Origin of the sequence: Pseudomonas sp. 21 (genome assembly GCF_000955805.1) — a bacterium.
GTDB lineage: Bacteria > Pseudomonadota > Gammaproteobacteria > Pseudomonadales > Pseudomonadaceae > Pseudomonas.
Map to the genome: position 1 here is coordinate 61,497 of NZ_JYOA01000005.1, position 23,430 is coordinate 84,926.

A 23,430-nucleotide genomic window follows, 5' to 3' on the forward strand; every position below is an offset into this window, starting at 1 on the left:
CGCAGCGGCAAGGGGCGCAATGTCACGTTCCTTTTCCGCGTGACAGCCGCAGCCGCCAGGGCAACTCCCGGCGCAGGCTTGCCAGGTGCCTGCGCAGCTCGGCTGGCGACGCAGCCGCGCCGCCGTAACGCTGTTTCTCGAAGGCATCCAGATAGCGGCGGATCGCCTGTGCATGGGCCGGCAGGACCTTGATGGCGCGACGGCAGAAATCCCGTGCGCCCTCACCCGGTTCACGGCGTACCCCCAGCGGCGCGAGCATCCGCTCGAAGCGCTGGAAGCTGCGCAACTGAACATCGGCGGTGCGTCGCCAGGGCTTGAACAACACCAGTGCCAGCAAGCCCAGCAACAGCGCGCCGCCGCCGATCAGCAGGACACCGATCCATTGCCGGTCGAGCCCGCCGAACCAGCGCTTCAGCATGTCGCCCTGCTGCTCGGCCTGGTAGCCCAGTACCCAGCGTTGCCAGCCATAGTTGGCGTCGTCCCAGGCCATGCGCAGCTGATTGAGCAGCGCAAAGTTGCGGTAGCGCAGCGGCGAAAACGGATCGGACTCCAGGAAGCTGCCTTCCTGGCTCAGGGCTGCTTCCAGCCCCTGCTCGATGCGCTCGGGAGCTACGGCCGCCGTCGGGTCGACACGCACCCAGCCCCGGCCAAGCTGCCAGTACTCCACCCAGGCATGGGCGTCGAACTGGCGGATCGCCAGGTAATTGCCCGAGGAACTGGCTTCGCCTCCCTGGTAGCCGGTGACCACGCGAGCCGGGATACCGGCTGCGCGCAGGACGAAGGTCATGGCGCCGGCGTAGTGCTCGCAGAAGCCGGCGCGGGTGTCGAAGAGAAAACCGTCGATGCGCTCCGGGCCGGCATCCGGCGGCCGGAGTGTGTAGCGGAACGGCTGCTCGCGCAGGTGCTGGAGCATCGCCTGCACCAACCCTGCCGGCTGCGGGTAGCGCTCGCGCAGTTGCTGTGCCCAGGCACGAGCCCGTGGGTTGCCGTCCTGTGGCAAGGCAAGGTTGATCCGCTGCGCGCGGGCGGCGTCATCCGGCTCCAGCTGGGCGCCCGGCCAGGAGGTGGCGCGGTACAGCAGCCCCTGGCGCACCGGCAGGCGCCGCTCCAGGTGGAAGTCGCTCATCATTCGCGCATCGCCCAGGCTGGTCTGCGCCACGTCCAGAGCGAACAGCCAGGGCCGGCCGTTGGGCTCCATGATGACCTGGTACCGCAGGGGGTCGCCCTGCTGCCGCCATTGCGGTGGACGATCGCCACGCTGGAATGCGGTGCTCCAGCGCACACCATCGAAGCGCTCCAGGGTCAAGGCGCGCCAGTACAACTGCGAGCGCGGCGGCGGCTGACCGTCGAAACTCACCCGGAAAGCCAACGCGGGAGACTGGCTCAGTTCGACCATGTCTCCTGGCGCCATGCTGTCGCTCAGCCCGGTCATGGCCTTGTCGCCCGGCAGCGGCAACGACCACAGCGGCCCCATGCGCGGGAACAGCAGGAACAGCAGCAGCATCAGCGGCAGCGCCTGCAACAGCAGGCCGCCGGCCAGACGCAGGGTCGGCATCGGGCGCGCGGCGAAGCTGCTCTGCTGCAGGCCGATAGCCGCCGCCAGCAGGGCCAGTACCGGCAGCAGGCTGAAGGCGGCGGCGAGGATGTCGTCCTGGAACAGGTAGCTGGTGGTCACCGCGAAGAAGCCCAGCAGGATCAACACCCAGGCATCGCGGCGGGTCTTGAGCTCGACCAGCTTTACCACGAAGGCCGCGATCAGAAGCACGACGCCCGCATCCAGCCCGATCAGCGAGCCACGGGAGAACCACACCCCCACCCCGGCCGCCGCGACCAGAGCCAGCTTGGCGATGCCGCTGGGATAGCGGGCGCGCATGCGGAATACCTGGATACGCCAGGCCGCACAGCCCAGCCACAATGCGACGATCCACAGCGGCAAGTGTGCCAGGTGCGGAATGATCACCACGGACTGGGCTACCAGCAGCCAGGTCAGGGCAACCCTTGGAATCGGCTGGGCGGAAGCGGCGCTCGCGCGGCTCATCGCTTGGTCCCATGCAGCGCCAGGGCGCGCAGGCAGGCATCGCGATGGGCATCATCCAGGCCGACCGAAAGTTGCGCATCCGGCAAGCGCAGGCCGAAGGGTTGCTGACGCAATGACAGCTGCAGGACCCAGAAGCACAAGCGTGAAAGACGCCCCTCGGTATCGCCCCCCAGGCTGTTGAACTCCAGCCAGACGTTGCGCCCGGCCAGCGCCGAGAAATCCTTCACCAGCAGGCCCTGGCCGCGTGAATAGGCCTTCCAGTGCAGGCGGCGGCGCGAGTCGCCCGGCTGGTAGGGCCGCAGCCCCTGGTAATCGTCGACGCCGCGCCCACTGGGACGCACGCCCTCTTCATCGCTCTCCGCCGCCCCGCCTTCAAGCGGCAGGTCGCCGGGCTGCGGATGCGGGTAGACCAGCACCGACTGGTCCAGGTCCACCCAGCTCCAGGCCACCAGCAGCCCCAGCGGGAAACGGCTTTCCACGCGCAGGCGACCCGGGCGCAGCCAGCCGCGTTGCTGCGCCGTCATCGTCAGCAGCACGTCTTCAGCATGCTCTGCCGAGACATCGGCGAACTGCATACGCTCGGCCTCCCAGCCCAGGCCGATGGCCTGCCGGGCGCGCCCTTCGCCTTCCAGGCGCACACGAAACGCAGCCTGTTCGCCGACGAACACCGGCTGCGCACCGAGCGCCGTCAGGCGCAGGCCGCCCAGGTTGCGGTAGGTGTGGAGGATGGCGACGATGAACAGCGACAGCAGCAGGAAGGTCAGGCCGTACGCCAGGCTGTTCTGGTAGTTGATCGCCGTGAGCAGCATCAGCGCCAGGGCGACGCCAAAGGCCATTCCCTGCCGCGTGGGAATGATGAAGATGCGCCGCTGGTTGAGCTGCAACGACGGTGATGGCGGTATGCGCCGGGCTATCCAGCTCTGCCACAGCGGCCTGACCTTGACGAGCATGGCAAGCCTCTCAGAGAGCCGGGACTTCGCGCAGCAACCACTGCACCAGCGCGCCACCGCCATGGCCGGCCGGGTCGGCCTGGTCACGCAGGCGGTGGCCGGCCACCGAGGGCAGCACGGCCTGCACATCCTCGGGGATCACATAGTCACGCCCGGCCAGCAGCGCCCAGGCACGGGCCGCCGCGAGCAACGCCAGGCTGCCGCGCGGCGACAGGCCAAGGGCGAAGGCCGGCTGGGTACGCGTGGCTTCCACCAGGCGCAGCACGTAATCCACCAGGGCATCGCTGGCGCGCACCTCCAGCACCTCGCCCTGCAGCACCTGCAGCTCCTGCGGGTCAAGCATCGGCTCCAGGCGCGGCAGCAGGTCGCGGCGCGCCTCGCCCAGCAGCAGCGCCTTTTCGGCGGCGCGGCCGGGGTAGCCCAGAGACAGGCGCATGAGGAAACGGTCGAGCTGGGACTCGGGCAGCGCGAAGGTGCCGCCCTGGGTCACCGGGTTCTGCGTGGCGATGACGAAGAAGGGTTCGGGCAGCGGACGGGTCGCGCCCTCGATGGTCACCTGGCCCTCCTCCATGGCCTCGAGCAGCGCGCTCTGGCTCTTGGGGGTGGCCCGGTTGATCTCGTCGGCCAGCACCAGCTCGGAGAAGATCGGCCCGGCGTGGAAGACGAACTGCCCGGTGTCCTTGTCGAACACCGAGGTTCCCAGTACGTCGCCGGGCAGCAGGTCGGAGGTGAACTGGATGCGCTGGAAGCTCAGTCCCAGCACCCGCGCCAAAGCATGGCTGAGGGTGGTCTTGCCCATGCCGGGCAGGTCTTCGATGAGCAGGTGACCGCGGGCCAGCAGGCAGGTCAACGCCAGCCTTACCTGCACTTCCTTGCCGAGCAGCACCTGATCGACTGCCTTCAGACAATTCTCCAGCTTGGCGTGCATCCTGACCCTCTCATCCTGGGAAAACTCCGATCCTACTGGTCCAGGACAGAGCATCAAAGGTCTCGACACATTTAGTCCGCAATCTGTGATGTAGAGCTGTGATCCAGAGCGCCTAGCGCCCCAACAATCGCTCCGCCAGCCAACTCGAGGCGGGCCCCAGCCTGCGTTGCCGCGACCAGATCACATCCACCGCCACCCGGCGCGGCCAGCCCGCGACCTTCAGCTCCTGCATACGCCCGCTGGCGAAGCGTCCTACCATCCAGCTGGGCAATTCGATCCAACCGAAGCCCAATACCGCCATGTCCAGCAACAGCAGGTAGTTGGGCGCGCTCCAGCAGCGGCCGCCGAGCATCGGTGCCGCGTCATCCAGGTAGGTGTTCAGGCGCAATGCCCGGTAGGCCAGCAGGTCCTCGCGCTCTACCTGCGCGTGGGCAGCCAGCGGATGGTCGCGGCTGACGAAGAGGCCGAACTCGGCCTGCTCGCTCAGGGTCGCCGAGCTTACGTCTGGCGGGTAGTCCTTCTGAGCGGCGAGCAGGCCAAGACTGGCGCGGCCCTGGACGACCAGGTCGAGCACATCGCTGTCCTCGGCGATCAGCCATTCGAACTCCAGATCCGGGTAGCGTGCGTCGATCTCCGCCAGCCGGGCCTCGAATTCGGCCGACTGGTAGGTGTCCGACATCGCCAGGGTCACCCGCGACTCCAGCCCGCCGACGAGCTGATGGGCGAGCTGGCCGAGTCGGTCGTTGGCCATCAGCACCTCCTCCACCCGCCCGAGCAGCGCGTGGCCGGCCTCGGTCAGCTGAGGCTGGCGACTGCTGCGGTCGAACAGGGTCAGGCCGAGGTCGATCTCCAGGCGGGCGATGGCCTCGCTGACGGTGGACTGGCTCTTGCCCAGCTTGCGCGCGGCGGCGCTGAAGGAACCCAGGCAGGCGGCCTCGGCGAAGGCCTGCAGGGATTCGGGGGAATATTGCATCGTGGCACTCTCTTCCATCGGTTAAGCCGATGGTATCCAACTTAGATCCAGCCGGTCGACCGATGATAATGGCGCCAGACCGACGGAGTCGGCCTTCTCGTTAATTGAGAGCTTGATGCCTGGAGATACCCCATGACTCCCACTAAAAGCCTGAAAGAGCGGATGTTCCACGCCGGCCTTTTCGAACTGCTGGCGGTCGTCATCTGCGCACCGACACTGGCCTGGCTGATGGACAAACCGCTGGGCCACATGGGCGCCATGACCCTGATGTTCTCGGCCATCGCCACCGTGTGGAACATGCTGTTCAACGCCGCCTTCGACCGCGCGCAGAACCGCATGGGCTTCAGCCGCACCCTGTCGGTGCGCGTGCTGCATGCCTCGCTGTTCGAACTGGGCCTGATCATCCTGCTGGTGCCGCTGGCTGCCTGGTGGCTGTCGGTGAGCCTGCTGGAAGCCTTCATCCTCGACATCGGCCTGGTGCTGTTCTTCCTGCCCTACGCGCTGGTGTTCAACTGGGTGTACGACGTGCTGCGCGAGCGCTGGTTCGGCCGGGCGACGTCAACCGCTCAAGTCCACGGCTGAGCCCTGTAGGAGCGAGCTTGCTCGCGAACCGCCCAGCTCGTTCGCCGCCGGGTAATCCTGTTCGCGAGCAAGGACTGGGCGTCCCCCTCGCTCCTACAAAAAGCAAAAACAAAAAAGCCCGCAGCGATGCGGGCTTTTTCATGTCCGAAAGAACGCGATCAGGCCAGGCTGGCAGCGATCTCGGCGAGTGCCTTGGCCGGGTCGGCGGCCTGGCTGATCGGGCGGCCGATCACCAGGTAGTCGGAGCCGTTGTCCAGCGCCTGGCGCGGGGTGAGGATGCGCCGCTGGTCGTCCTGGGCGCTGCCGGCCGGGCGGATGCCGGGGGTGACCAGTTGCAGCGACGGATGCGCGGCCTTCAGCGCCGGCGCCTCCTGGGCGGAGCACACCAGGCCGTCCATGCCGGCCTTCTGCGCCAAGGCCGCCAGGCGCAGCACCTGCTCCTGGGGCTCGACGTCCAGGCCGATGCCGGCCAGGTCCTCACGCTCCATGCTGGTCAGCACAGTCACGCCGATCAGCAGCGGCGACGGGCCATTGAAGGCATCCAGGGTCTCGCGGCAGGCGCTCATCATGCGCAGGCCGCCGGAGCAGTGCACATTGACCATCCACACGCCCATCTCGGCGGCGGCGCGCACGGCCATCGCGGTGGTGTTGGGGATGTCGTGGAACTTCAGGTCGAGGAAGACTTCGAAGCCGCGGCTGTTCAGGGTCTCGACAATACCGGCGGCGCAGCTGGTGAACAGTTCCTTGCCCACCTTCACCCGGCACAGCTTCGGATCGAGCTGGTCAGCCAGCGCCAGCGCGGCTTCGCGGGTGGGGAAATCCAGGGCGACGATGATCGGGGTCTGGCAGGCGGACATGGGCTCTCTCGCGGGTATCGAAAAAATCGGCGCGCATTGTCGCAGAAACGCGCCGACTTCCGTAGCCCGCCCGGCAGGAATGCTGCGTCGCCGACGGCGATCAGGCACTCAGCCGCTCGCGCAGGCGGCCGAGCATGCCCAGCAGGCTGCCGACCTTCTCCCGCTCGCGCTCCTCGCGCGGCACCTCGGCGATACGCGCGACCTTCTGCTCCGGCTGCGCGCGCCACAGCAGCGCCTGCTCGGCGGCGGCCTTCAGGCCCTTCTCGAACAGCCCGCGGCGGATCGGCTTGGGCAGGTAGCGGAAGATCTGCGCCTGGTTGATCAGCGCCAGCAGGTCCTGGGTGTCGCGGAACGGCGTGACGACGATGCTCAGCAGGCGCGGATGAGCCTGGGCCAGGGACTTGAGCAGTGGCGCGGTGTCCTCGCCGGCGAGCTTCAGGTCACTGACCAGGATATCGATGGGTTCGCTGTTCAGTCGCACGATGGCCTCGGCCAGGTTGCGCGCGCGGTGCAGCCGGTGGGTGCCGGCGCTGCAGAACTCGCCGACGCAGGCGAGGGTTTCGGGATCCTCGTCCAGCAGCAGCACGTTGAGTGGCGCAACGACGCGGCTGATCGCCTTGGTATCGATGGGCTCGGCCGGCGCCTGGCGCTGGGCGATCTCGGCCGCCTGGCGCAGGGTGAAGGCCATTTCCTGCGGGTCCCAGGGCTTGGTCAGGTAACGGAAGATACCGCCGCTGTTGAGCGCCTCCACCGCCGCGTCGAGGTCGGAATACCCGGTCAGCAGGATGCGCAGGGTGTCCGGGGCGATTTCCTGGGCCTGGGCGAGCAACTCGGCGCCGGTCATCTGCGGCATGCGCTGGTCGCTGACGAGAATGTCGATGCGCTCCTCGCGCAGGCGCTGCAAGGCCTTGTGCGGGTCGGTTTCCACCAGCACGTCGTAGTGACGGCGGAACTGCATCGCGAGGCTGCGCAGGATGCGCTCCTCGTCGTCGACGAAGAGGATGCGGACAGGCTGCTGGCTCATGTTCAGGCGCTCCGTTTCAGTTCGCTGGCCTGCTGGATCGGCAGGCTGATGAGGAATCGCGTGCCGCGTCCGGGTTCGGACGCCACGCGGATACGGCCGCCGTGGTCCTGGACGATCTTGTAGCTGATCGACAGGCCCAGGCCCGTGCCCTGCCCCACCGGCTTGGTGGTGAAGAAGGGGTCGAAGATGCGCGCGCGCACCTCCTCGTTCATGCCCTTGCCGTTGTCCTGCACCGAGAGGTGCACATGGGTTTCGTCCGCCCAGGATTTCACCTGGATCAGGCCGAACCTCTCCATGGCCTGGGCGGCGTTGGTCAGCAGGTTGAGCAGCACCTGGTTGATCTGGCTGGCGGCACAGGCAACCTTGGGCAGTGCGCCCAGCTGGGTGGCGACCTCGGCCTTTTCCTTGATGCTGTTGCGGGCGATCAGCAGCGCGCTGCGCACGCAGTCGTTGAGATCGACCTCTTCGCTGCGGGCACGGTCCAGGCGGGCGAAGTCCTTCAGGCCACCGACCAGCTCGCCGATCTGCGCCAGGCCGAAATCGGTGTCGCCGAACAGTTGGTCGAGATCGCCCACCAGTTGTTCCAGCGCCGCTTCATCGCGGGCCTGTTCGAAGGCGGCGCGGGCGCGAGCCAGTTGCTCGGGAGCGCAGGCCGGGTCGTCCAGGCATTCATTGAGCAGCGTCTGCGCCTCGGTCAGGCCGAGCAGCGGGATCAGCAGTTCGCGCAGCAGCGCAACGTTGTTCTTCACATAACCCAGCGGGGTATTCAGCTCGTGGGCGACGCCTGCGACCATCTGCCCGAGGGAAGCCATCTTTTCCGACTGCACCAGTTGCGCCTGGGATTCGCGCAGGTCCTGCAGGGTCTTGTTGAGCACGCGGTTGCGCTGGGCGACGCGCTGCTCCATGGCTTTCAGCAGATCGAGCACCGTGCCCAGGCCGAGGTAGCGCCCCTGCTCGTCCACCAGAACGAAGTCCTCGGTGATCGGGTAACTCAGTTGGGCGGTGACCTGTTGCGAGGCTTCCTCGAGGCTCAGGTCGGCGCGCACCTTCAACGGCTGCGCGTTCATCACGTCGCTGGCCGGGCGGCGGCCCCAGAGGTCGCGGCCGAAGCGCTGCATGAAGATGTCCTGCAGGCCATTGCGGCTGACCAGCCCCAGCGGCATTCCGGTGGCGTCCACCACCGGCAGCGAGAGGAAGGCGCGGTGCTCGGCATCGAGGAAACGATCGGCCACGTCACTGATGCTCAGTTCCGGTGCCAAGGGCGCTACCTGGCGCAACAGCTCGTGCAGGGCGCGGGTGGTCATCGGCGAATCTCCGGTCGCTGGGATGGGCGCCAGTAGACCAGCGGCAGATTGCCATCCTGTGACAGCCGTCGCGTGCTCGGGAAGCTTCACAAGGCAGTCATCGCTCTGCAACAAGCGCCGCCGCCGCGCACCCGAACGGGACGCGCGAAACACCGTCGCACCGCTTCGAAGCAGGCGAACAGGTGGCGAATGTTCACGAAACGACGCGATCAGGCACTTTGCGACCGGGTCAGGGGGAATGGCACGGCCACTGCACGACTGCGCGGGTCGTGTCTTTCATCCTCTGTCCTGGAGACCTCGCATGAGCACGCAACTCAAACCCACCCTCGGCACCCTGCACCTGTGGGGTATCGCCGTGGGCCTGGTGATTTCCGGTGAGTATTTCGGCTGGAGCTATGGCTGGGGCGTGGCCGGCACCCTCGGCTTCCTGGTCACCACGCTTCTCGTGGCGACCATGTACACCTGCTTCATCTTCAGCTTTACCGAGCTGACCACCGCCATTCCCCACGCCGGCGGGCCCTTCGCTTACAGCCGCCGCGCCTTCGGCGAGAAAGGCGGGCTGGTGGCCGGCCTCGCCACGCTGATCGAGTTCGTCTTCGCCCCGCCGGCCATCGCCATGGCCATCGGCGCCTACCTCAACGTGCAGTTCCCCTCGCTCGATCCCAAGCACGCGGCGGTCGGCGCGTACCTGATCTTCATGACCCTGAACATCCTCGGCGTCAGCATCGCCGCGACCTTCGAGCTGATCGTCACCATCCTCGCGGTGGGCGAATTGCTGGTGTTCATGGGCGTGGTCGCGCCGGGCTTCAGCTTCAGCAACTTCGTGCTCAATGGCTGGGCCGGCTCGGACAGCTTCGGCGGCGCGGCTATCAGTGGCATCTTCGCGGCGATTCCCTTCGCCATCTGGTTCTTCCTCGCCATCGAGGGCGCGGCCATGGCGGCCGAGGAAGCGAAAGACCCGAAACGCACCATCCCCAAGGCCTATGTCAGCGGCATCCTCACCCTGGTGGTACTGGCCCTCGGCGTGATGCTGTTCGCCGGCGGCGCGGGTGACTGGAAGGCGCTGTCGGGGATCAACGACCCGCTGCCGCAGGCCATGAAAATGGTGGTCGGCGAGAACTCCGGCTGGCTGCACATGCTGGTGTGGATCGGCCTGTTCGGCCTGGTCGCCAGCTTCCACGGCATTATCCTGGGCTACTCGCGGCAGTTCTTCGCCCTGGCACGCGCCGGCTACCTGCCGCGCGGCCTGGCGAAACTCTCGCGCTTCCAGACGCCGCACCGGGCGATCATCGCCGGCGGCCTGGTGGGCATCGCGGCGATCTACAGCGACGGCCTGATCGCCCTGCAAGGCATGAGCCTGACCGCCGCGATGATCACCATGAGCGTGTTCGGCGCCATCGTCATGTACATCATGAGCATGCTCAGCCTGTTCAAGCTGCGCCGCAGCGAGCCGGACCTGGAACGCAGCTTCCGCGCGCCGGGCTTCCCCGTGGTGCCGGGCATCGCCCTGGCGCTCGCCGTGCTGTGCCTGGCGGCGATGGTCTGGTTCGCCCTGCAGATCGCCGGGATCTTCCTGGCCTTCATGGCGGCGGGCTTCGTCTACTTCCAGCTCACCGCCGCCCATCGCGCCAGCGCCCCGGCGGACGCTATGCTGACGGGAGCCTGATCGCCATCCGCGCCCTGCCTTCGCGGCGGGGCGCGGGATAACCGGGACGCTCGCATGATCTACCAGACCACCGTCGGCAACCTGACCTACCGCTTTCCCGACCTGAAGACGCTGCTCGCCAAGGCCAGCCCGGCGCGCTCCGGTGACTCGCTGGCGGGCCTCGCCGCGGACAGCTACGAAGAACGCATGGCGGCGAAGATCGCCCTCGCCGACGTGCCACTCAAGCGCTTCCTCGACGAGGCGCTGATCCCCTACGAAGCGGACGAAGTCACCCGGCTGATCATCGACAGCCACGATGCCGCCGCCTTCGCGCCGATCAGCCATCTGACCGTTGGCGACTTCCGCGACTGGCTGCTGCTGGACAGCACCGACAGCGCCACGCTGGCCGCCATGGCCCGCGGCATCACGCCGGAGATGGCCGCCGCGGTGAGCAAGCTGATGCGCAACCAGGACCTGATCCTGGCGGCGAAGAAATGCCGTGTGGTCACCCGCTTCCGCAACACCATCGGCCTGCCCGGACACCTCTCGGCGCGCCTGCAGCCCAACCACCCCACGGACGATCTGCGCGGCATCGCCGCCAGCATGCTCGACGGCCTGCTGTACGGTTCCGGCGACGCGGTGGTTGGCATCAATCCGGCGAGCGATTCGCCCGCCACGCTGATGCAGCTGTGGCGGATGATGGACGAGCTGCGCCAGCGCTTCGAGATTCCCCTGCAGAGCTGCGTGCTCACCCACGTCACCTCGCAAATCCAGGCCATCGAGGCCGGCGCGCCGATCGACCTGGTGTTCCAGTCCATCGCCGGCACGCAGAAGACCAACGAGAGCTTCGGCATCGACCTCGCCCTGCTGCGCGAGGCCCACGCGGCGGCGCTGTCGCTGGGCCGCGGCACGCTGGGCGACAACGTCATGTACTTCGAGACAGGCCAGGGCAGCGCCCTCTCCGCAGGCGGCCACCACGGTGTCGACCAGCAGACCTGCGAAGCCCGCGCCTATGCCGTGGCCCGCGAGTTCCGACCGCTGCTGACCAATACCGTGGTCGGCTTCATCGGCCCGGAGTATCTCTACGACGGCAAGCAGATCATCCGCGCGGGGTTGGAAGACCACTTCTGCGCCAAGCTGCTGGGCGTGCCCATGGGCTGCGACGTCTGCTACACCAACCACGCCGAGGCCGACCAGGACGACATGGACAACCTGCTGACCCTGCTGGGCGCGGCGGGCGTCACCTTCATCATGGGCATCCCCGGCGCCGACGACATCATGCTCAACTACCAGAGCACCTCCTTCCACGACGCCCTCTACCTGCGCAGCACCCTGGGCCTGAAGCGCGCGCCGGAGTTCGACGCCTGGCTGGCGAAGATGGCGATCACCGAAGCCTCGGGTCAGCTGCGACCGATCGGGCGTGGCCACGATCTGCTGCGGGCATTCTGAGGAGGAACCAGCATGGACCTGATCCAGAACGACCCCTGGGACGAGCTGCGCGCGCACACCTCCGCGCGCATCGCACTGGGCCGCGTCGGCTCCAGCCTGCCGACCCGCGAAGTGCTCAAGTTCGGCCTGGCCCACGCCCAGGCCCGCGATGCGGTGCACCATCCGCTGGACTTCGAGGCGCTGCAGCAATCACTGGCCCGCGAGGGCTTCCGCACCCTGCGCGCCCGCAGCGAGGCGCCTGACCGCCAGACCTACCTGCTGCGCCCGGACCTGGGCCGCGCGCTGCACCCGGACAGCCAGTGGCAGCTCAAGGGCGAACACGCGGCGGAACTGGTCATCGTGATCGCCGATGGCCTCTCCTCCTTCGCCGTCCAGCAACACGCGCTGCCGCTGCTGAGCGCGCTGCGCGAGCGCTTCGCCACCGATTGGCAGCACACGCCAGTGGTGCTCGCCGAACAGGGCCGCGTGGCCATCGGCGACGGCATCGGCGAGGCGCTGGGAGCGAAGCTGGCGCTGGTGCTGATCGGCGAACGCCCCGGCCTCAGCTCGCCCGACAGCCTCGGCCTGTACCTGACCTGGCAGCCGCGCGTGGGGCGCATGGACAGCGAGCGCAACTGCATCTCCAACGTGCGCCCGCAAGGTTTGCCCTACGCCCAGGCCGCCCACAAGCTCGCCCACCTGCTGCAACAGTCGCTGCGCCTGCGCGTCAGCGGCGTCAAGCTCAAGGACGACAGCGATCTGCCCGAAACGATCTCCCTGAACCGGACCGCGCCTGACAAGGTCTGAATCACAGCGTATCGTGACGTTCTACTGCCACTGTCGGAGACGGGACCATGCCCTGGTATGCCTGGTTGATCATTGCCCTAGCCCTGGGCTCCATCGTCGGCGCGCTGATGATGCTGCGCGACACCGCGAAGAAGCTCCCGCTCACCGAGGAACAGCTCAAGCGCATCCACGAGCGCAACGCCGAAATGGATGCCAAGGACGCCGAAGACAAGCGCTGATAATCGTCTAACTGACTGACGCCTCAGTCAAAAACTGGTCATAACGATGGCCAGCGGCGGTTGAAATTGCCTAGACTCGCCTCCTTCGATGGAGGAAAGAATGCTCAGGAAACTCCTGCCGCTGCTGCCAGTCGTGTTGTTGCTCTGCGGTTTTGCGCTTGGATTCGTCCAGCCAGTGGGGTTGCTGATCGGCGCCGTCTACGTCGCCTGGACCCTCTACGGCGAGCATCGCCTGCCGCGCCTGCTCTGGTGGCTGGTGTGCCTCGTGCTCAGTATCGCCCTGGCCGCGCACCTGCTGCCGGGCACTACCTCATGGACCCTCTGGCCAGTACGCCAGCTCAGCCCGGACGCTCCCGTCTACGCCCTGCACCTGTCCTGGGACAAGGCACTGGTGGGCGCCACCCTGCTCGCCTGGTGGTTGCGCCGCGACCCGGTGCCGGAGGAAAAACGCTCACCGGACTTCGCCGCCATCGTCATCGTCACCACGCTATTCGCCGTGCCGCTGGTGGCCGTCGCGGGTGGCCTGGTGGTATGGAACCCGAAATGGCCGCCCGGCTTCTGGCTATGGATGCTGGTCAACGTCTGCGTGATCTCGCTGACCGAGGAAGCCTTCTTCCGCGGACTGCTGCAGACTGAGCTGGTGCGCCGTTTCGGCGCCGTCGCCGGGGTGGCTGCCGCCAGCGTGCTGTTCGGCATGGTGCACTGGCCGATCAACCCGCTGTTCGCCGTGGTCGCCGGCATCGCCGGCCTGGGCTACGGCCTGGCCTTCCACTTCAGCGGCCGCCTGCTGGTGCCGATACTGCTGCATGCGGCGGTGAACTGCCTGCACCTGCTGCTGTTCAGCTATCCGTTGCGGATTATCTGATCGGCTCGGTGCCTGCGTTGAGCGATCGCGGACAGAGTCCGCTCCCACCCAATGCTCGACACAAGGCGGGGCGCCTCATTGCAAACACCTCCGGCGCGCGTGGGAGCGGACTCCGTCCGCGATCGATTTCCCTCAACGCCAAACTCAATCGCGCATCACCAGCAGCAACGCCTGCTCGGCCAGTTCGTCGAGGGTAAGGCTGCCTTCGGGGCGGAACCAGGTGATCGACCAGGACAGCGCACCGGTGAGGAAGCGCCGCAGGATGAACGGATCGCCCTGGCTGAAACCAGCCAGGCGGGCCTCTTCCAGCACTTCCAGCCACATCTGCTCGTAGATGTCGCGCAGGCTGAGAATGTAGGCCTGGCCTTCTTCCGACAGCGAACGCCATTCGTAGACCAATACCGCCATCGCCTCGCCGGTGCCGCCGGTGATCGACTGCAGCTCGCAGCGGATCAGCGCCAGCAGGCGTTCGCGCAGGGTCGTCGCATCGGCCAGCGCGGCACGCATCAGGGCGGTGTTGTAGAGGATGGTTTCCTCCATCACCGAGCGGAGGATTTCGTCCTTGCTCTTGAAGTGATGGAAGATGCTGCCGGACTGGATGCCCACCGCGCCGGCCAGGTCGCGCACCGTGGTGCGTTCGTAGCCCTTGCTGCGGAACAGGTGCGCGGCCGTGTGCAACAGCTTGCCGCGGGCGCTCTCCGGGTCGGTGATCTGCCCGGTCTTGACCAGCTCCAGCATGACTTCGCGGGCTTTGCGGTCATCCACGCTGTTCTCTCCCCATGAGGCCCATCGGCCGATCTGCTCAGGACGATTCATCGAAACGCCCTGCAAGTGCTTGTGTTGTCTGACGAAATGTAAGCCCCCGAAGCCCAACCAAGCAAGCGCTTGGCCATCCAATGGTTGGGGTTGTCGTTCTTTCGGGGCTTTTCAACCAAGCGCTTGCTTGGTAATGTCGTTCCATCACTCAGCGTCACGGGCAGAACAATGACTAAATCCGTACGTATCGGCTGCGCCTCCGCCTTCTGGGGCGACACCTCCACCGCCGCCGCCCAACTGGTGCGCGGCGCGGAAATGGACTACCTGGTGTTCGACTATCTGGCCGAAATCACCCTGTCGATCATGGCCGGCGCCCGCCTGAAGAACCCCGAGGCAGGCTACGCCACCGATTTCATCGAAGTGATGACACCGCTGCTGGGCGATATCGCTTCGAAGAAGGTGCGCGTGATCAGCAACGCCGGCGGGGTCAACCCGCAGGCCTGCGCCAGCGCCCTCGCCGCCGCCTGCGAGAAGGCCGGCGTGGCGCTGAAGATCGCCGTGGTGCACGGCGATAACCTGCAGCCGCGTCTGGGCGAACTGGCCAAGGCCGGCATCCGCGAGATGTTCTCAGGCGCGCCGATGCCGCCCATGTGCGTCTCCGTCAACGCTTACCTCGGCGCTCCCGGCATTGTCGACGCGCTGAAGGCCGGCGCCGATATCGTCATCACTGGCCGCGTGGTGGACAGCGCAGTGGTCAGCGCCGCGCTGGTGCACGAGTTCGGCTGGGCCTGGAACGACCACGACAAACTGGCCCAGGCTGCGCTGGCCGGGCACATCATCGAGTGCGGCGCGCAGTGCACCGGCGGCAACTTCACCGACTGGGAAAGCGTGCCGGACTACGAGCACATCGGCTTCCCGCTCGTCGAAGTACAGGAGAGCGGCGACTTCGTGGTGACCAAGCCACAAGGCACCGGCGGGCTGGTCACGCCGCTGTCGGTGGGCGAGCAGATGCTCTACGAGATCGGCGACCCGCGCGCCTACCTGCTGCCCGATGTGATCTGCGACTTCACCCAGGTCCAGCTCGCCCAGGTGGGCGACAACCGCGTCGCCGTCAGTGGCGCACGCGGCCTGCCGCCGACCGGCCAATACAAGGTCAGCGCCACCTACCCGGACGGTTTCCGCTGCACCGCCAGTTGCCTGATCGCCGGCATCGACGCGGTGAAGAAGGCCGAGCGGGTCAGCCAGGCAATCATTGCCAAGACCGAGGAAATCCTCATGGAGCGCGGCTGGGGGCCGTACCGCGAGGTGAGCATCGAACTGCTCGGCAGCGAGGCCACCTACGGCCCGCACGGGCGCCGCGAGGACAGCCGCGAAATCGTGGTGAAGCTTGCCGTGCGCCACAGCCGCAAGGAAGCCCTGGTGCTGTTCTCCCGCGAGATCGCCCAGGCCGCCACCGGCATGGCGCCGGGCCTGACCGGCATCGTCGGCGGCCGACCGACCGTGTACCCGGTGATCCGCCTGTTCTCCTTCCTGATCGACAAGGACGCCTGCGCGTTGGCCGTGGAGATCGACGGCGAGCGCCAGCCAGTCGCCCTGCCCGCCATCGAGCACTTCGACCCGGCCGCGCTGGCCGACGACATTCCCGCGCCGACCGCCATGGGCCCGGCCCAGGCCAGCGTGCCGCTGGTGAAGCTGGCCGTGGCGCGCTCCGGCGACAAGGGCAACCACAGCAACATCGGCGTGATGGCGCGACGGCCCGAGTACCTGCCATGGATCGCTGAGGCGCTGAGCGAAGGCGCCGTGGCCGAATGGATGCAGCACGTGCTCGACCCGCAGCTTGGCCGCGTCAGCCGCTGGCACCTGCCGGGCACACACAGTCTGAACTTCCTGCTGGAAAACGCCCTGGGCGGCGGCGGCGTGGCGAGCCTGCGCATCGACCCGCAGGGCAAGGCCTTCGCCCAGCAGTTGCTGGAATTCCCGGTGGCGGTGCCGCAAGCCATCGCCGATCGATTCCTGTAGGAGCGGGCTTGCTCGCGAACCCGGCCCCGCCGCGGCGCCTGTTCGCGAGCAAGCTCGCTCCTACGAAGAGCACGCACGACGAACGATTGAGCAGAAACGTAGGGCGCATAACGCCACCAGCGTTATCCGCCAATCGCAAACGGTGGATGAAGTGTTCCGTTTCATCCGCCCTACGGGATACCTCGGAGTCAGAACAACAATGAGCTACGACTCGATCTTCAAATCCGGCCTGTTCGACGGCCAGACCATCATCGTCACCGGCGGCGGCAGCGGCATCGGTCGTTGCACCGCCCATGAGCTGGCGGCCCTCGGCGCCCACGTGGTGCTGGTGGGGCGCAAGGCGGAGAAGTTGGAGAAGACCGCCGGCGAGATCATCGAAGACGGCGGCAGCGCCAGCTGGCACAGCTGCGACATCCGCGACGAGGAGGCGGTGAAAGCGCTGGTGGCGCAGGTCATCGCCGAGCGCGGGCCGATCCATCACCTGGTCAACAACGCCGGCGGCCAATACCCCGCGCCGCTCGCCTCGATCAACCTGAAGGGCTTCGAGGCCGTGGTGCGCACCAACCTCGTCGGCGGTTTCCTGATGGCCCGCGAAGTCTTCAACCAGAGCCTGAGCAAGACCGGCGGCAGCATCGTCAACATGCTCGCCGACATGTGGGGCGGCATGCCCGGCATGGGCCATTCCGGCGCCGCCCGCGCCGGCATGGAGAACTTCACCAAGACCGCCGCCATCGAGTGGGGCCACGCCGGCGTGCGGGTCAACGCGGTGGCACCGGGCTGGGTCGCCTCCAGCGGCATGGACACCTACGAAGGCGCGTTCAAGGCCGTGATCCCGACCCTGCGCGAGCACGTGCCGCTCAAGCGCATCGGCACCGAATCGGAAGTCGCCGCCGCCATCGTCTTCCTGCTCTCCCCCGGCGCCGCTTTCATCAGCGGCAACACCATCCGCATCGATGGCGCCGCCAGCCAGGGCAGCCGCGCCTTCCCGCTGTCCAAGGTGAAGCCGGGGCAGAGCCGTTCCTACAACGGTTTCCACCGCGCCTACCTGCCCGATGTACTGAAGGATCAGGAGTAAGCGATGCCGGTCATCCAATCCGAACTCGATCCCCAGGGCGAAGACTTCGCCCGCAACCGCGAGGCCATGCTGGCTGCCGTGGCGAGCTTCCGCGAGGTCGAGCAGAAGGTGCTCGACAAGGCCGCCGAGGCCAAACCCAAGTTCGACAAGCGCGGCCAGCTGCTGCCGCGCGAACGCCTGAACCTGCTGCTGGACGCCGGTGCGCCGTTCCTCGAGATCTCCTCGCTGGCCGGCTACAAGCTGCACGACGACAAGGACGGCACCCAGGCCGGCGGCGGCATCATCTCCGGCATCGGCTATATCGCCGGGGTGCGCTGCCTGGTGACCGCCAGCAACAGCGCGATCAAGGGCGGCACCATCTCCCCCACCGGCCTGAAGAAGACCCTGCGCCTGCAGCAGATCGCCTTCGAGAACAAGCTGCCGGTGGTGGCGCTGACCGAGAGCGGCGGCGCCAACCTGAACTACGCGGCGGACATCTTCGTCGAGGGCGCGCGCGGCTTCGCCAACCAGGCACGCATGTCGGCGGCGGGCATTCCCCAGGTCACCGTGGTGCACGGCTCGTCCACCGCTGGCGGCGCGTACCAGCCGGGGTTGTCGGACTACGTGGTGGTGGTGCGCGGCAAGGCCAAGATGTTCCTCGCCGGCCCGCCGCTGCTGAAAGCCGCCACCGGCGAGATCGCCACCGATGAGGAACTGGGTGGTGCCGAACTGCACGCCCAGGTCGCCGGCACCGCCGAGTACCTGGCAGAGAACGACGCCGACGGCGTGCGCCTGGCTCGCGAAATCCTCGCCTCGCTGCCGTGGAATGCGCAGCTGCCCGCACGCCGCAAGCTGGAGTGGGACGAGCCGCTGTACCCGGCGCAGGAACTGCTCGGCGTGGTCCCGGCGGACGCGAAGAAGCCCTACGACGTGCGCGAGATCATTGCGCGCATCGCCGACGGCTCGCGCTTCCTCGACTTCAAGAACGAGTTCGACAGCCAGACCGTCTGCGGCCACCTGCACATCGAAGGCCACGCCTGCGGCCTGATCGGCAACAACGGCCCGATCACTCCGCAGGGCGCGACCAAGGCGGCGCAGTTCATCCAGCTGTGCGAGCAGAGCAACACGCCGATCCTGTTCCTGCACAACACCACCGGCTTCATGGTCGGCACCGAGTCCGAGCGCCTGGGCGTGATCAAGCACGGCTCGAAGATGATCCAGGCGGTGGCCAACGCCACGGTGCCCAAGCTCACCCTGGTCGTCGGCGGCTCCTACGGCGCCGGCAACTACGCCATGTGCGGCCGCGGGCTGGACCCGCGCTTCATCTTCGCCTGGCCCAACAGCCGCACCGCCGTGATGGGCGGCGCCCAGGCCGGCAAGGTGCTGCGCATCGTCACCGAGGAGAAGCACGCCAAGGAGGGCAAGGAAGCCGACCCGAAGATGCTCGACATGCTCGAACAGGTGACCGCGCAGAAACTCGACGCCCAGTCCACCGCGCTCTACGGCACGGCGAGCCTGTGGGACGACGGACTGGTCGACCCGCGCGACACCCGCGCGCTGCTCGGCTACCTGCTGGACATCTGCGCGGAGGCGGCTGTGCGGCCGCTGAAGGGTAATAGTTTTGGGGTAGCGAGGTTCTGATGGGAGCGGGCAAAAGCCCCTCTCCCCCGCCCTCTCCCGCAAGCGGGAGAAGGGGCCAAGGCGACCCGGCGTAAAGCGAACTTCCAGCTCGCTCCTAGCAGCCCCCTCTCCCTTCAGGGAGAGGGCTGGGGAGAGGGCGATAGGCTAAACAACTCAGGCTTACGGAGAACAACAACAATGATCTTCACCCAGGAACACGAAGAACTCCGCCGCACCGTGCGCAACTTCGTCGAGCGCGAAATCAACCCCTACGTCGACGAGTGGGAAAAGGCCGGTCGCTTCCCCATCCACGAAGTCTTCAAGAAGGCCGGCGACCTGGGCCTGCTGGGCATCTCCAAGCCGGAGAAATTCGGCGGCATGGGCCTGGACTACAGCTACTCGGTGGTCGCCGCCGAAGAGTTCGGCACCATCCATTGCGGCGGCGTGCCGATGGCCCTGGGCGTGCAGACCGACATGTGCACCCCGGCCCTGGCGCGCTTCGGCTCCGATGAGCTGCGCGAGGAGTTCCTCCGCCCCGCCATCGCCGGCGAAATGGTCGGCTGCATCGGCGTCTCGGAAGTGGGCGCCGGCTCCGACGTGGCGGGCCTGAAGACCACCGCGCGCAAGGATGGCGACGACTACGTCATCAACGGCAGCAAGATGTGGATCACCAACTCGCCGTCCGCCGACTTCATCTGCCTGCTGGCCAACACCTCCGACGACAAGCCCCACGTCAACAAGTCGCTGATCATGGTGCCGATGAAGTCCAAGGGCATCAGCATCAGCCCGCACCTGGACAAGCTCGGCATGCGCAGCTCGGAGACCGCCCAGGTGTTCTTCGACGACGTGCGCGTACCGCAGCGCTACCGCATCGGCGCCGAGGGTTCGGGCTTCATGATGCAGATGCTGCAATTCCAGGAAGAGCGCCTGTTCGGCGCCGCCAGCGGGATCAAGGGCATGGAGTACTGCGTCAACGCCACCATCGACTACTGCAAGGAGCGCAAGACCTTCGGCCAGGCGCTGATCGACAACCAGGTCATCCACTTCCGCATGGCCGAGCTGATGACCGAGATCGAGTGCCTGCGCGCCCTCACCTACCAGGCCACCGAGCAGTACATCCGCGGCAAGGACGTCACCCGCCTGGCCTCCATGGCCAAGCTCAAGGTCGGCCGGCTGTCCCGCGAGGTCACCGACGCCTGCCTGCAGTACTGGGGCGGCCAGGGCTTCATGTGGGAAAACCCGATCGCCCGCGCCTATCGCGACACCCGCCTGGTCTCCATCGGCGGCGGCGCGGACGAAATCATGCTGGGCATCATCTGCAAGCTGATGGGCACCCTGCCGGGCAAGAAGAAGGGCTAAGGGCCTGGGCCCTTTGTAGGAGCGAGCTTGCTCGCGAACGCTGTTTCGCTTGGCACCCCGGTGCCATGCGGTTCGCGAGCANGCTCGCTCCTACGAAAAGACGACGAATCAACGAGGAATTGCGGCATGAGCGAATTGCCGAACTGCGAAACCCTGCTGCTGGAACGTGACGGCGGCGTACTGCACGTCACCCTCAATCGTCCGGACAGCCGCAACGCCATGAGCCTGGCGATGGTCGGCGAACTGCGCGCGGTGCTCGCCGCGGTGCACGACGACCGCGCCGTGCGCGCCATCGTCCTGCGCGGCGCCGGCGGGCACTTCTGCGCCGGCGGCGACATCAAGGACATGGCCGGCGCCCGCGCCGCCGGTCCCGATGCCTATGCCGCGCTGAACCGCGCCTTCGGCGGCCTGCTGGAAGAAGCCCAGGCACAGCCGCAGGTGCTGGTCGCCGTGCTGGAAGGCGCGGTGCTCGGCGGTGGCTTCGGCCTGGCCTGCGTCTCGGACATCGCCATCGCGGCGGCCGACGCGCAGTTCGGCCTGCCGGAAACCAGCCTCGGCATCCTGCCGGCGCAGATCGCGCCCTTCGTGGTGAAACGCATCGGCCTGACCCAGGCGCGCCGCCTGGCCCTCACCGCTGCGCGCTTCGACGGTCGCGAAGCGCTGCGCCTCGGGCTCGTCCATCACTGCGCCGACAACGCGGAAAACCTCGGCGAGCACCTGACGGAAACCCTCGACCAGGTCCGTCGCTGCGCACCGGGCGCCAATGCCGCCACCAAGGCGCTGCTGCTGGCCACCGAGACCGAAGCCCTCGGCCCGTTGCTGGACGGCGCTGCGCGCCAGTTCGCCGAAGCGGTGACCGGCGCGGAAGGCGCCGAAGGCACTATGGCCTTCGTGCAGAAACGCAAACCGAACTGGGCGCAGTGACCCGACGCGCGCACCGAACAACCCCCTCTCCCGTCACGGAGAGGGCTGGGGAGAGGGAAACAGCCAGCATGCCCAGCTTCGACAAGATCCTGATTGCCAACCGCGGCGAGATCGCCTGCCGGGTGATCCGCACCGCCCACGACCTGGGCTACCGCACCGTGGCCGTGTACAGCGAGGCCGATGCCAATGCCCGCCACGTGCAACTGGCCGACGAGGCCGTGTGCATCGGCCCGGCGCCGGTCGGCCAGTCCTACCTGAAACCCGAGGCGATCCTCGACGCCGCGAAACGCACCGGCGCCGGCGCCGTCCACCCCGGCTACGGCTTCCTCTCGGAGAACGCCGACTTCGCCCGCGCCTGCGAGGCCGCCGGCATCGTCTTCATCGGCCCCGGCGTGGAAGCCATCCACCTGATGGGCAGCAAGCGCCTGTCGAAGATCGCCATGCTCGAAGCCGGCGTGCCCTGCATTCCCGGCTACGAAGGTGCCGACCAGGACGACGCCACGCTCAGCCGCGAGGCCGAGCGCATCGGCTACCCGCTGATGATCAAGGCCAGCGCCGGCGGTGGCGGGCGCGGCATGCGCCTGGTGACACGCAGCGAGGACCTCGCCGAACAGCTGCGTACGGCACGCTCGGAAGCGCAGAACGCCTTCGGCAGCGGCGAGCTGATCCTCGAGAAAGCCGTGGTGCAGCCGCGCCACGTGGAAATCCAGGTATTCGGCGACAGCCACGGCCACATCGTCTATCTCGGCGAGCGCGACTGCTCGGTGCAGCGCCGCCACCAGAAGGTCATCGAGGAAGCGCCCTGCCCGGTGCTGACCGAGGACCTGCGCGCCGCCATGGGCAGCGCCGCGGTGAAGGCCGCCGCATCGGTGAACTACCGGGGCGCCGGCACCGTGGAATTCCTGCTGGATGCCAGCGGTGCGTTCTACTTCCTGGAGATGAACACCCGCCTGCAGGTGGAGCACCCGGTCACCGAACTGGTCACCGGCCAGGACCTGGTGGCCTGGCAGATCCGCGTCGCCGAAGGCCAGCCGCTGCCGTTGACCCAGGAGCAGATCCAGCTCAAGGGCCATGCCATCGAAGTGCGCCTGTACGCCGAGGATGCCGGCAACGGTTTCCTCCCGCAGACCGGCCAGGTGCTGCGCTGGACGCCGCCGCAGCTGGACGGTATCCGCATCGACCACGGCCTGCGCGAAGGCCAGCCGGTGACGCCGTTCTACGATCCGATGCTGGCCAAGGTCATCGCCTACGGCGCCACCCGCGACGAAGCCCGGCGCAAGCTGGTGCGCGCCGTCGAGGACTGCGTGCTGCTGGGCGTGACCGGCAACCAGCGCTTCCTCGCCAACCTGCTCAAGCACCCGGAATTCGCCGCCGGCAAGGCCACCACGGCATTCATCGGCGAACAGTTCGCCGGTGACCCGAGCCTGGCCCCGCGCCAGCCGCGGCCGTTGGAACTGGCCTGCGCTGCCGCCCTGCTCTATCAGGCTTCGGCCAGTGATCGTGCGCACCAGCCGGGGCTGTCCGGCTGGCGTAGCGCGGGCAGCGCGCCCTGGCGTTTTGCGCTCAAGCATGGCGAGGAGAAATTCGTCGTCGAGCTGGAAGTCCGCGAGCACGGCCCCCAGCCGACGCTGCTGGCCCGCATCGGTGAATCCGAGATCAAGCTGCGCCTGCTCGGCGAGGAGAACGGTGACGCGATCCTCGAAGCCGACGGCGTTCGTCGCCGCCTGCCCTTCCACCGCGATGGGGCACGCCTGTGGCTGTATGGCGCGGACGGCAACCTGGAACTGCTCGACGTCACCCACGAGCCCGCCGGCACCTCCGCTGGCGCGGGCTCCGGCACCGTGAAGGCGCCCATGGATGGTGCCATCGTCGATGTGCTGGTGGCCGAAGGCACGCGAGTCAGCAAGGGCCAACTGCTGCTGGTGCTGGAAGCGATGAAGATGGAGCACCCGCTCAAGGCCGGCGTCGACGGCGTGATCCGCCGCGTGCAGGTATCCAAGGGCGAGCAGGTGAAATCGCGGCAATTGCTGGTGGAGGTCGAGGCCGAAGACGCCTGATTCCCCCTGTAGGAGCGCGCCA

General features: G+C 67.4%; 20 protein-coding genes. 12 read left to right on the plus strand and 8 right to left on the minus strand.

Going from position 1 to position 23,430, the window contains the following annotated elements:
- Window positions 1-22: 22 nt before the first annotated feature.
- From UB43_RS13060 to UB43_RS13075, 4 genes are all read right to left on the minus strand, one after another.
- A complete protein-coding gene (locus tag UB43_RS13060; protein ID WP_045211500.1) occupies window positions 23-2,038 on the minus strand; it encodes a DUF3488 and transglutaminase-like domain-containing protein in 2,016 nt (671 codons plus the stop codon).
- Entirely contained in the window at window positions 2,035-2,988 is a 954-nt protein-coding gene (locus UB43_RS13065) for a DUF58 domain-containing protein (RefSeq protein ID WP_045211502.1), read from the minus strand. Before UB43_RS13065 ends, UB43_RS13060 begins: the two co-directional genes overlap by 4 nt.
- A gap of 10 nt (window positions 2,989-2,998) precedes the next feature.
- Window positions 2,999-3,916 (minus strand): MoxR family ATPase, encoded by a 918-nt coding sequence (locus tag UB43_RS13070; RefSeq protein ID WP_045211504.1) that lies wholly within the window; start codon window positions 3,914-3,916, stop codon window positions 2,999-3,001.
- Window positions 3,917-4,028: 112 nt separating this feature from the next.
- Window positions 4,029-4,889, minus strand: coding sequence for a LysR family transcriptional regulator (locus UB43_RS13075; RefSeq protein ID WP_045211505.1), 861 nt, complete (start codon window positions 4,887-4,889; stop codon window positions 4,029-4,031).
- 132 nt (window positions 4,890-5,021) lie between these two features.
- On the opposite strand from UB43_RS13075, the gene UB43_RS13080 reads away from it, so the two are divergent.
- A complete protein-coding gene (locus UB43_RS13080) occupies window positions 5,022-5,471 on the plus strand; it encodes a multidrug/biocide efflux PACE transporter (protein WP_045211506.1) in 450 nt (149 codons plus the stop codon).
- Between the two features lie 158 nt (window positions 5,472-5,629).
- On the opposite strand, the gene pyrF is transcribed toward UB43_RS13080, so the two are convergent.
- The 3 genes from pyrF to UB43_RS13095 form a co-directional block, all read right to left on the minus strand.
- Complete coding sequence (gene pyrF / locus UB43_RS13085) at window positions 5,630-6,328, minus strand: orotidine-5'-phosphate decarboxylase (protein WP_045211514.1); 699 nt, start codon at window positions 6,326-6,328, stop codon at window positions 5,630-5,632.
- Between the two features lie 100 nt (window positions 6,329-6,428).
- A complete protein-coding gene (locus tag UB43_RS13090; protein WP_045211517.1) occupies window positions 6,429-7,352 on the minus strand; it encodes a response regulator in 924 nt (307 codons plus the stop codon).
- A gap of 2 nt (window positions 7,353-7,354) precedes the next feature.
- Complete coding sequence (locus tag UB43_RS13095) at window positions 7,355-8,656, minus strand: sensor histidine kinase (RefSeq protein WP_045211520.1); 1,302 nt, start codon at window positions 8,654-8,656, stop codon at window positions 7,355-7,357.
- Between the two features lie 301 nt (window positions 8,657-8,957).
- On the opposite strand from UB43_RS13095, the gene eat reads away from it, so the two are divergent.
- The 5 genes from eat (at window position 8,958) to UB43_RS13115 (ending at window position 13,619) form a co-directional block, all read left to right on the plus strand.
- Window positions 8,958-10,322 carry an ethanolamine permease gene (eat, locus tag UB43_RS13100; protein WP_045211523.1) on the plus strand — a complete coding sequence of 455 codons (1,365 nt, stop codon included), beginning with the start codon at window positions 8,958-8,960 and terminating at the stop codon, window positions 10,320-10,322.
- Window positions 10,323-10,376: 54 nt separating this feature from the next.
- Entirely contained in the window at window positions 10,377-11,750 is a 1,374-nt protein-coding gene (locus tag UB43_RS13105; protein ID WP_045211526.1) for an ethanolamine ammonia-lyase subunit EutB, read from the plus strand.
- Window positions 11,751-11,762: 12 nt separating this feature from the next.
- Complete coding sequence (gene eutC, locus UB43_RS13110; RefSeq protein ID WP_045211529.1) at window positions 11,763-12,536, plus strand: ethanolamine ammonia-lyase subunit EutC; 774 nt, start codon at window positions 11,763-11,765, stop codon at window positions 12,534-12,536.
- A gap of 47 nt (window positions 12,537-12,583) precedes the next feature.
- A complete protein-coding gene (locus UB43_RS29170; RefSeq protein ID WP_082085834.1) occupies window positions 12,584-12,754 on the plus strand; it encodes a DUF2897 family protein in 171 nt (56 codons plus the stop codon).
- A 100-nt stretch (window positions 12,755-12,854) separates the two neighbouring features.
- On the plus strand, window positions 12,855-13,619 hold the full coding sequence (locus UB43_RS13115; protein ID WP_045211532.1) for a CPBP family intramembrane glutamic endopeptidase: 765 nt from the start codon (window positions 12,855-12,857) through the stop codon (window positions 13,617-13,619).
- A 144-nt stretch (window positions 13,620-13,763) separates the two neighbouring features.
- Here UB43_RS13115 and UB43_RS13120 read toward each other — a convergent pair whose 3' ends face one another.
- On the minus strand, window positions 13,764-14,384 hold the full coding sequence (locus UB43_RS13120; RefSeq protein ID WP_218187697.1) for a TetR/AcrR family transcriptional regulator: 621 nt from the start codon (window positions 14,382-14,384) through the stop codon (window positions 13,764-13,766).
- 219 nt (window positions 14,385-14,603) lie between these two features.
- Here UB43_RS13120 and UB43_RS13125 point away from each other — a divergent pair, with 219 nt between their 5' ends.
- From UB43_RS13125 to atuF, 6 genes are all read left to right on the plus strand, one after another.
- Window positions 14,604-16,394 (plus strand): acyclic terpene utilization AtuA family protein, encoded by a 1,791-nt coding sequence (locus UB43_RS13125; protein WP_045211534.1) that lies wholly within the window; start codon window positions 14,604-14,606, stop codon window positions 16,392-16,394.
- Between the two features lie 199 nt (window positions 16,395-16,593).
- Window positions 16,594-17,469, plus strand: a complete 876-nt coding sequence (locus UB43_RS13130; RefSeq protein ID WP_045211537.1) for an SDR family oxidoreductase — start codon at window positions 16,594-16,596, stop codon at window positions 17,467-17,469.
- Between the two features lie 3 nt (window positions 17,470-17,472).
- Window positions 17,473-19,089, plus strand: coding sequence for a geranyl-CoA carboxylase subunit beta (gene atuC, locus UB43_RS13135; protein WP_045211539.1), 1,617 nt, complete (start codon window positions 17,473-17,475; stop codon window positions 19,087-19,089).
- 177 nt (window positions 19,090-19,266) lie between these two features.
- Window positions 19,267-20,427: a citronellyl-CoA dehydrogenase gene (atuD, locus tag UB43_RS13140; protein WP_038803742.1), complete on the plus strand. Its 1,161-nt coding sequence runs from the start codon at window positions 19,267-19,269 to the stop codon at window positions 20,425-20,427.
- 126 nt (window positions 20,428-20,553) lie between these two features.
- Entirely contained in the window at window positions 20,554-21,351 is a 798-nt protein-coding gene (gene atuE / locus UB43_RS13145; protein ID WP_045211545.1) for an isohexenylglutaconyl-CoA hydratase, read from the plus strand.
- 68 nt (window positions 21,352-21,419) lie between these two features.
- A complete protein-coding gene (atuF, locus tag UB43_RS13150; protein WP_045211547.1) occupies window positions 21,420-23,408 on the plus strand; it encodes a geranyl-CoA carboxylase subunit apha in 1,989 nt (662 codons plus the stop codon).
- The last annotated feature ends 22 nt before the right edge of the window (window positions 23,409-23,430 follow it).

Bases quoted from the DNA above. Each gene is read 5' to 3' on its own strand.
- UB43_RS13105 (WP_045211526.1), top strand. From the start codon at position 10,377: ATGATCTACCAGACCACCGTCGGCAACCTGACCTACCGCTTTCCCGAC.
- UB43_RS13095 (WP_045211520.1), bottom strand. From the start codon at position 8,656: ATGACCACCCGCGCCCTGCACGAGCTGTTGCGCCAGGTAGCGCCCTTG.
- pyrF (WP_045211514.1), bottom strand. From the start codon at position 6,328: ATGTCCGCCTGCCAGACCCCGATCATCGTCGCCCTGGATTTCCCCACC.
- UB43_RS13070 (WP_045211504.1), bottom strand. From the start codon at position 3,916: ATGCACGCCAAGCTGGAGAATTGTCTGAAGGCAGTCGATCAGGTGCTG.
- atuF (WP_045211547.1), top strand. From the start codon at position 21,420: ATGCCCAGCTTCGACAAGATCCTGATTGCCAACCGCGGCGAGATCGCC.
- UB43_RS13090 (WP_045211517.1), bottom strand. From the start codon at position 7,352: ATGAGCCAGCAGCCTGTCCGCATCCTCTTCGTCGACGACGAGGAGCGC.
- UB43_RS13115 (WP_045211532.1), top strand. From the start codon at position 12,855: ATGCTCAGGAAACTCCTGCCGCTGCTGCCAGTCGTGTTGTTGCTCTGC.
- UB43_RS13130 (WP_045211537.1), top strand. From the start codon at position 16,594: ATGAGCTACGACTCGATCTTCAAATCCGGCCTGTTCGACGGCCAGACC.
- UB43_RS13075 (WP_045211505.1), bottom strand. From the start codon at position 4,889: ATGCAATATTCCCCCGAATCCCTGCAGGCCTTCGCCGAGGCCGCCTGC.
- eat (WP_045211523.1), top strand. From the start codon at position 8,958: ATGAGCACGCAACTCAAACCCACCCTCGGCACCCTGCACCTGTGGGGT.
- atuC (WP_045211539.1), top strand. From the start codon at position 17,473: ATGCCGGTCATCCAATCCGAACTCGATCCCCAGGGCGAAGACTTCGCC.
- atuE (WP_045211545.1), top strand. From the start codon at position 20,554: ATGAGCGAATTGCCGAACTGCGAAACCCTGCTGCTGGAACGTGACGGC.
- UB43_RS29170 (WP_082085834.1), top strand. From the start codon at position 12,584: ATGCCCTGGTATGCCTGGTTGATCATTGCCCTAGCCCTGGGCTCCATC.
- atuD (WP_038803742.1), top strand. From the start codon at position 19,267: ATGATCTTCACCCAGGAACACGAAGAACTCCGCCGCACCGTGCGCAAC.
- UB43_RS13065 (WP_045211502.1), bottom strand. From the start codon at position 2,988: ATGCTCGTCAAGGTCAGGCCGCTGTGGCAGAGCTGGATAGCCCGGCGC.
- UB43_RS13125 (WP_045211534.1), top strand. From the start codon at position 14,604: ATGACTAAATCCGTACGTATCGGCTGCGCCTCCGCCTTCTGGGGCGAC.
- UB43_RS13060 (WP_045211500.1), bottom strand. From the start codon at position 2,038: ATGAGCCGCGCGAGCGCCGCTTCCGCCCAGCCGATTCCAAGGGTTGCC.
- UB43_RS13080 (WP_045211506.1), top strand. From the start codon at position 5,022: ATGACTCCCACTAAAAGCCTGAAAGAGCGGATGTTCCACGCCGGCCTT.
- eutC (WP_045211529.1), top strand. From the start codon at position 11,763: ATGGACCTGATCCAGAACGACCCCTGGGACGAGCTGCGCGCGCACACC.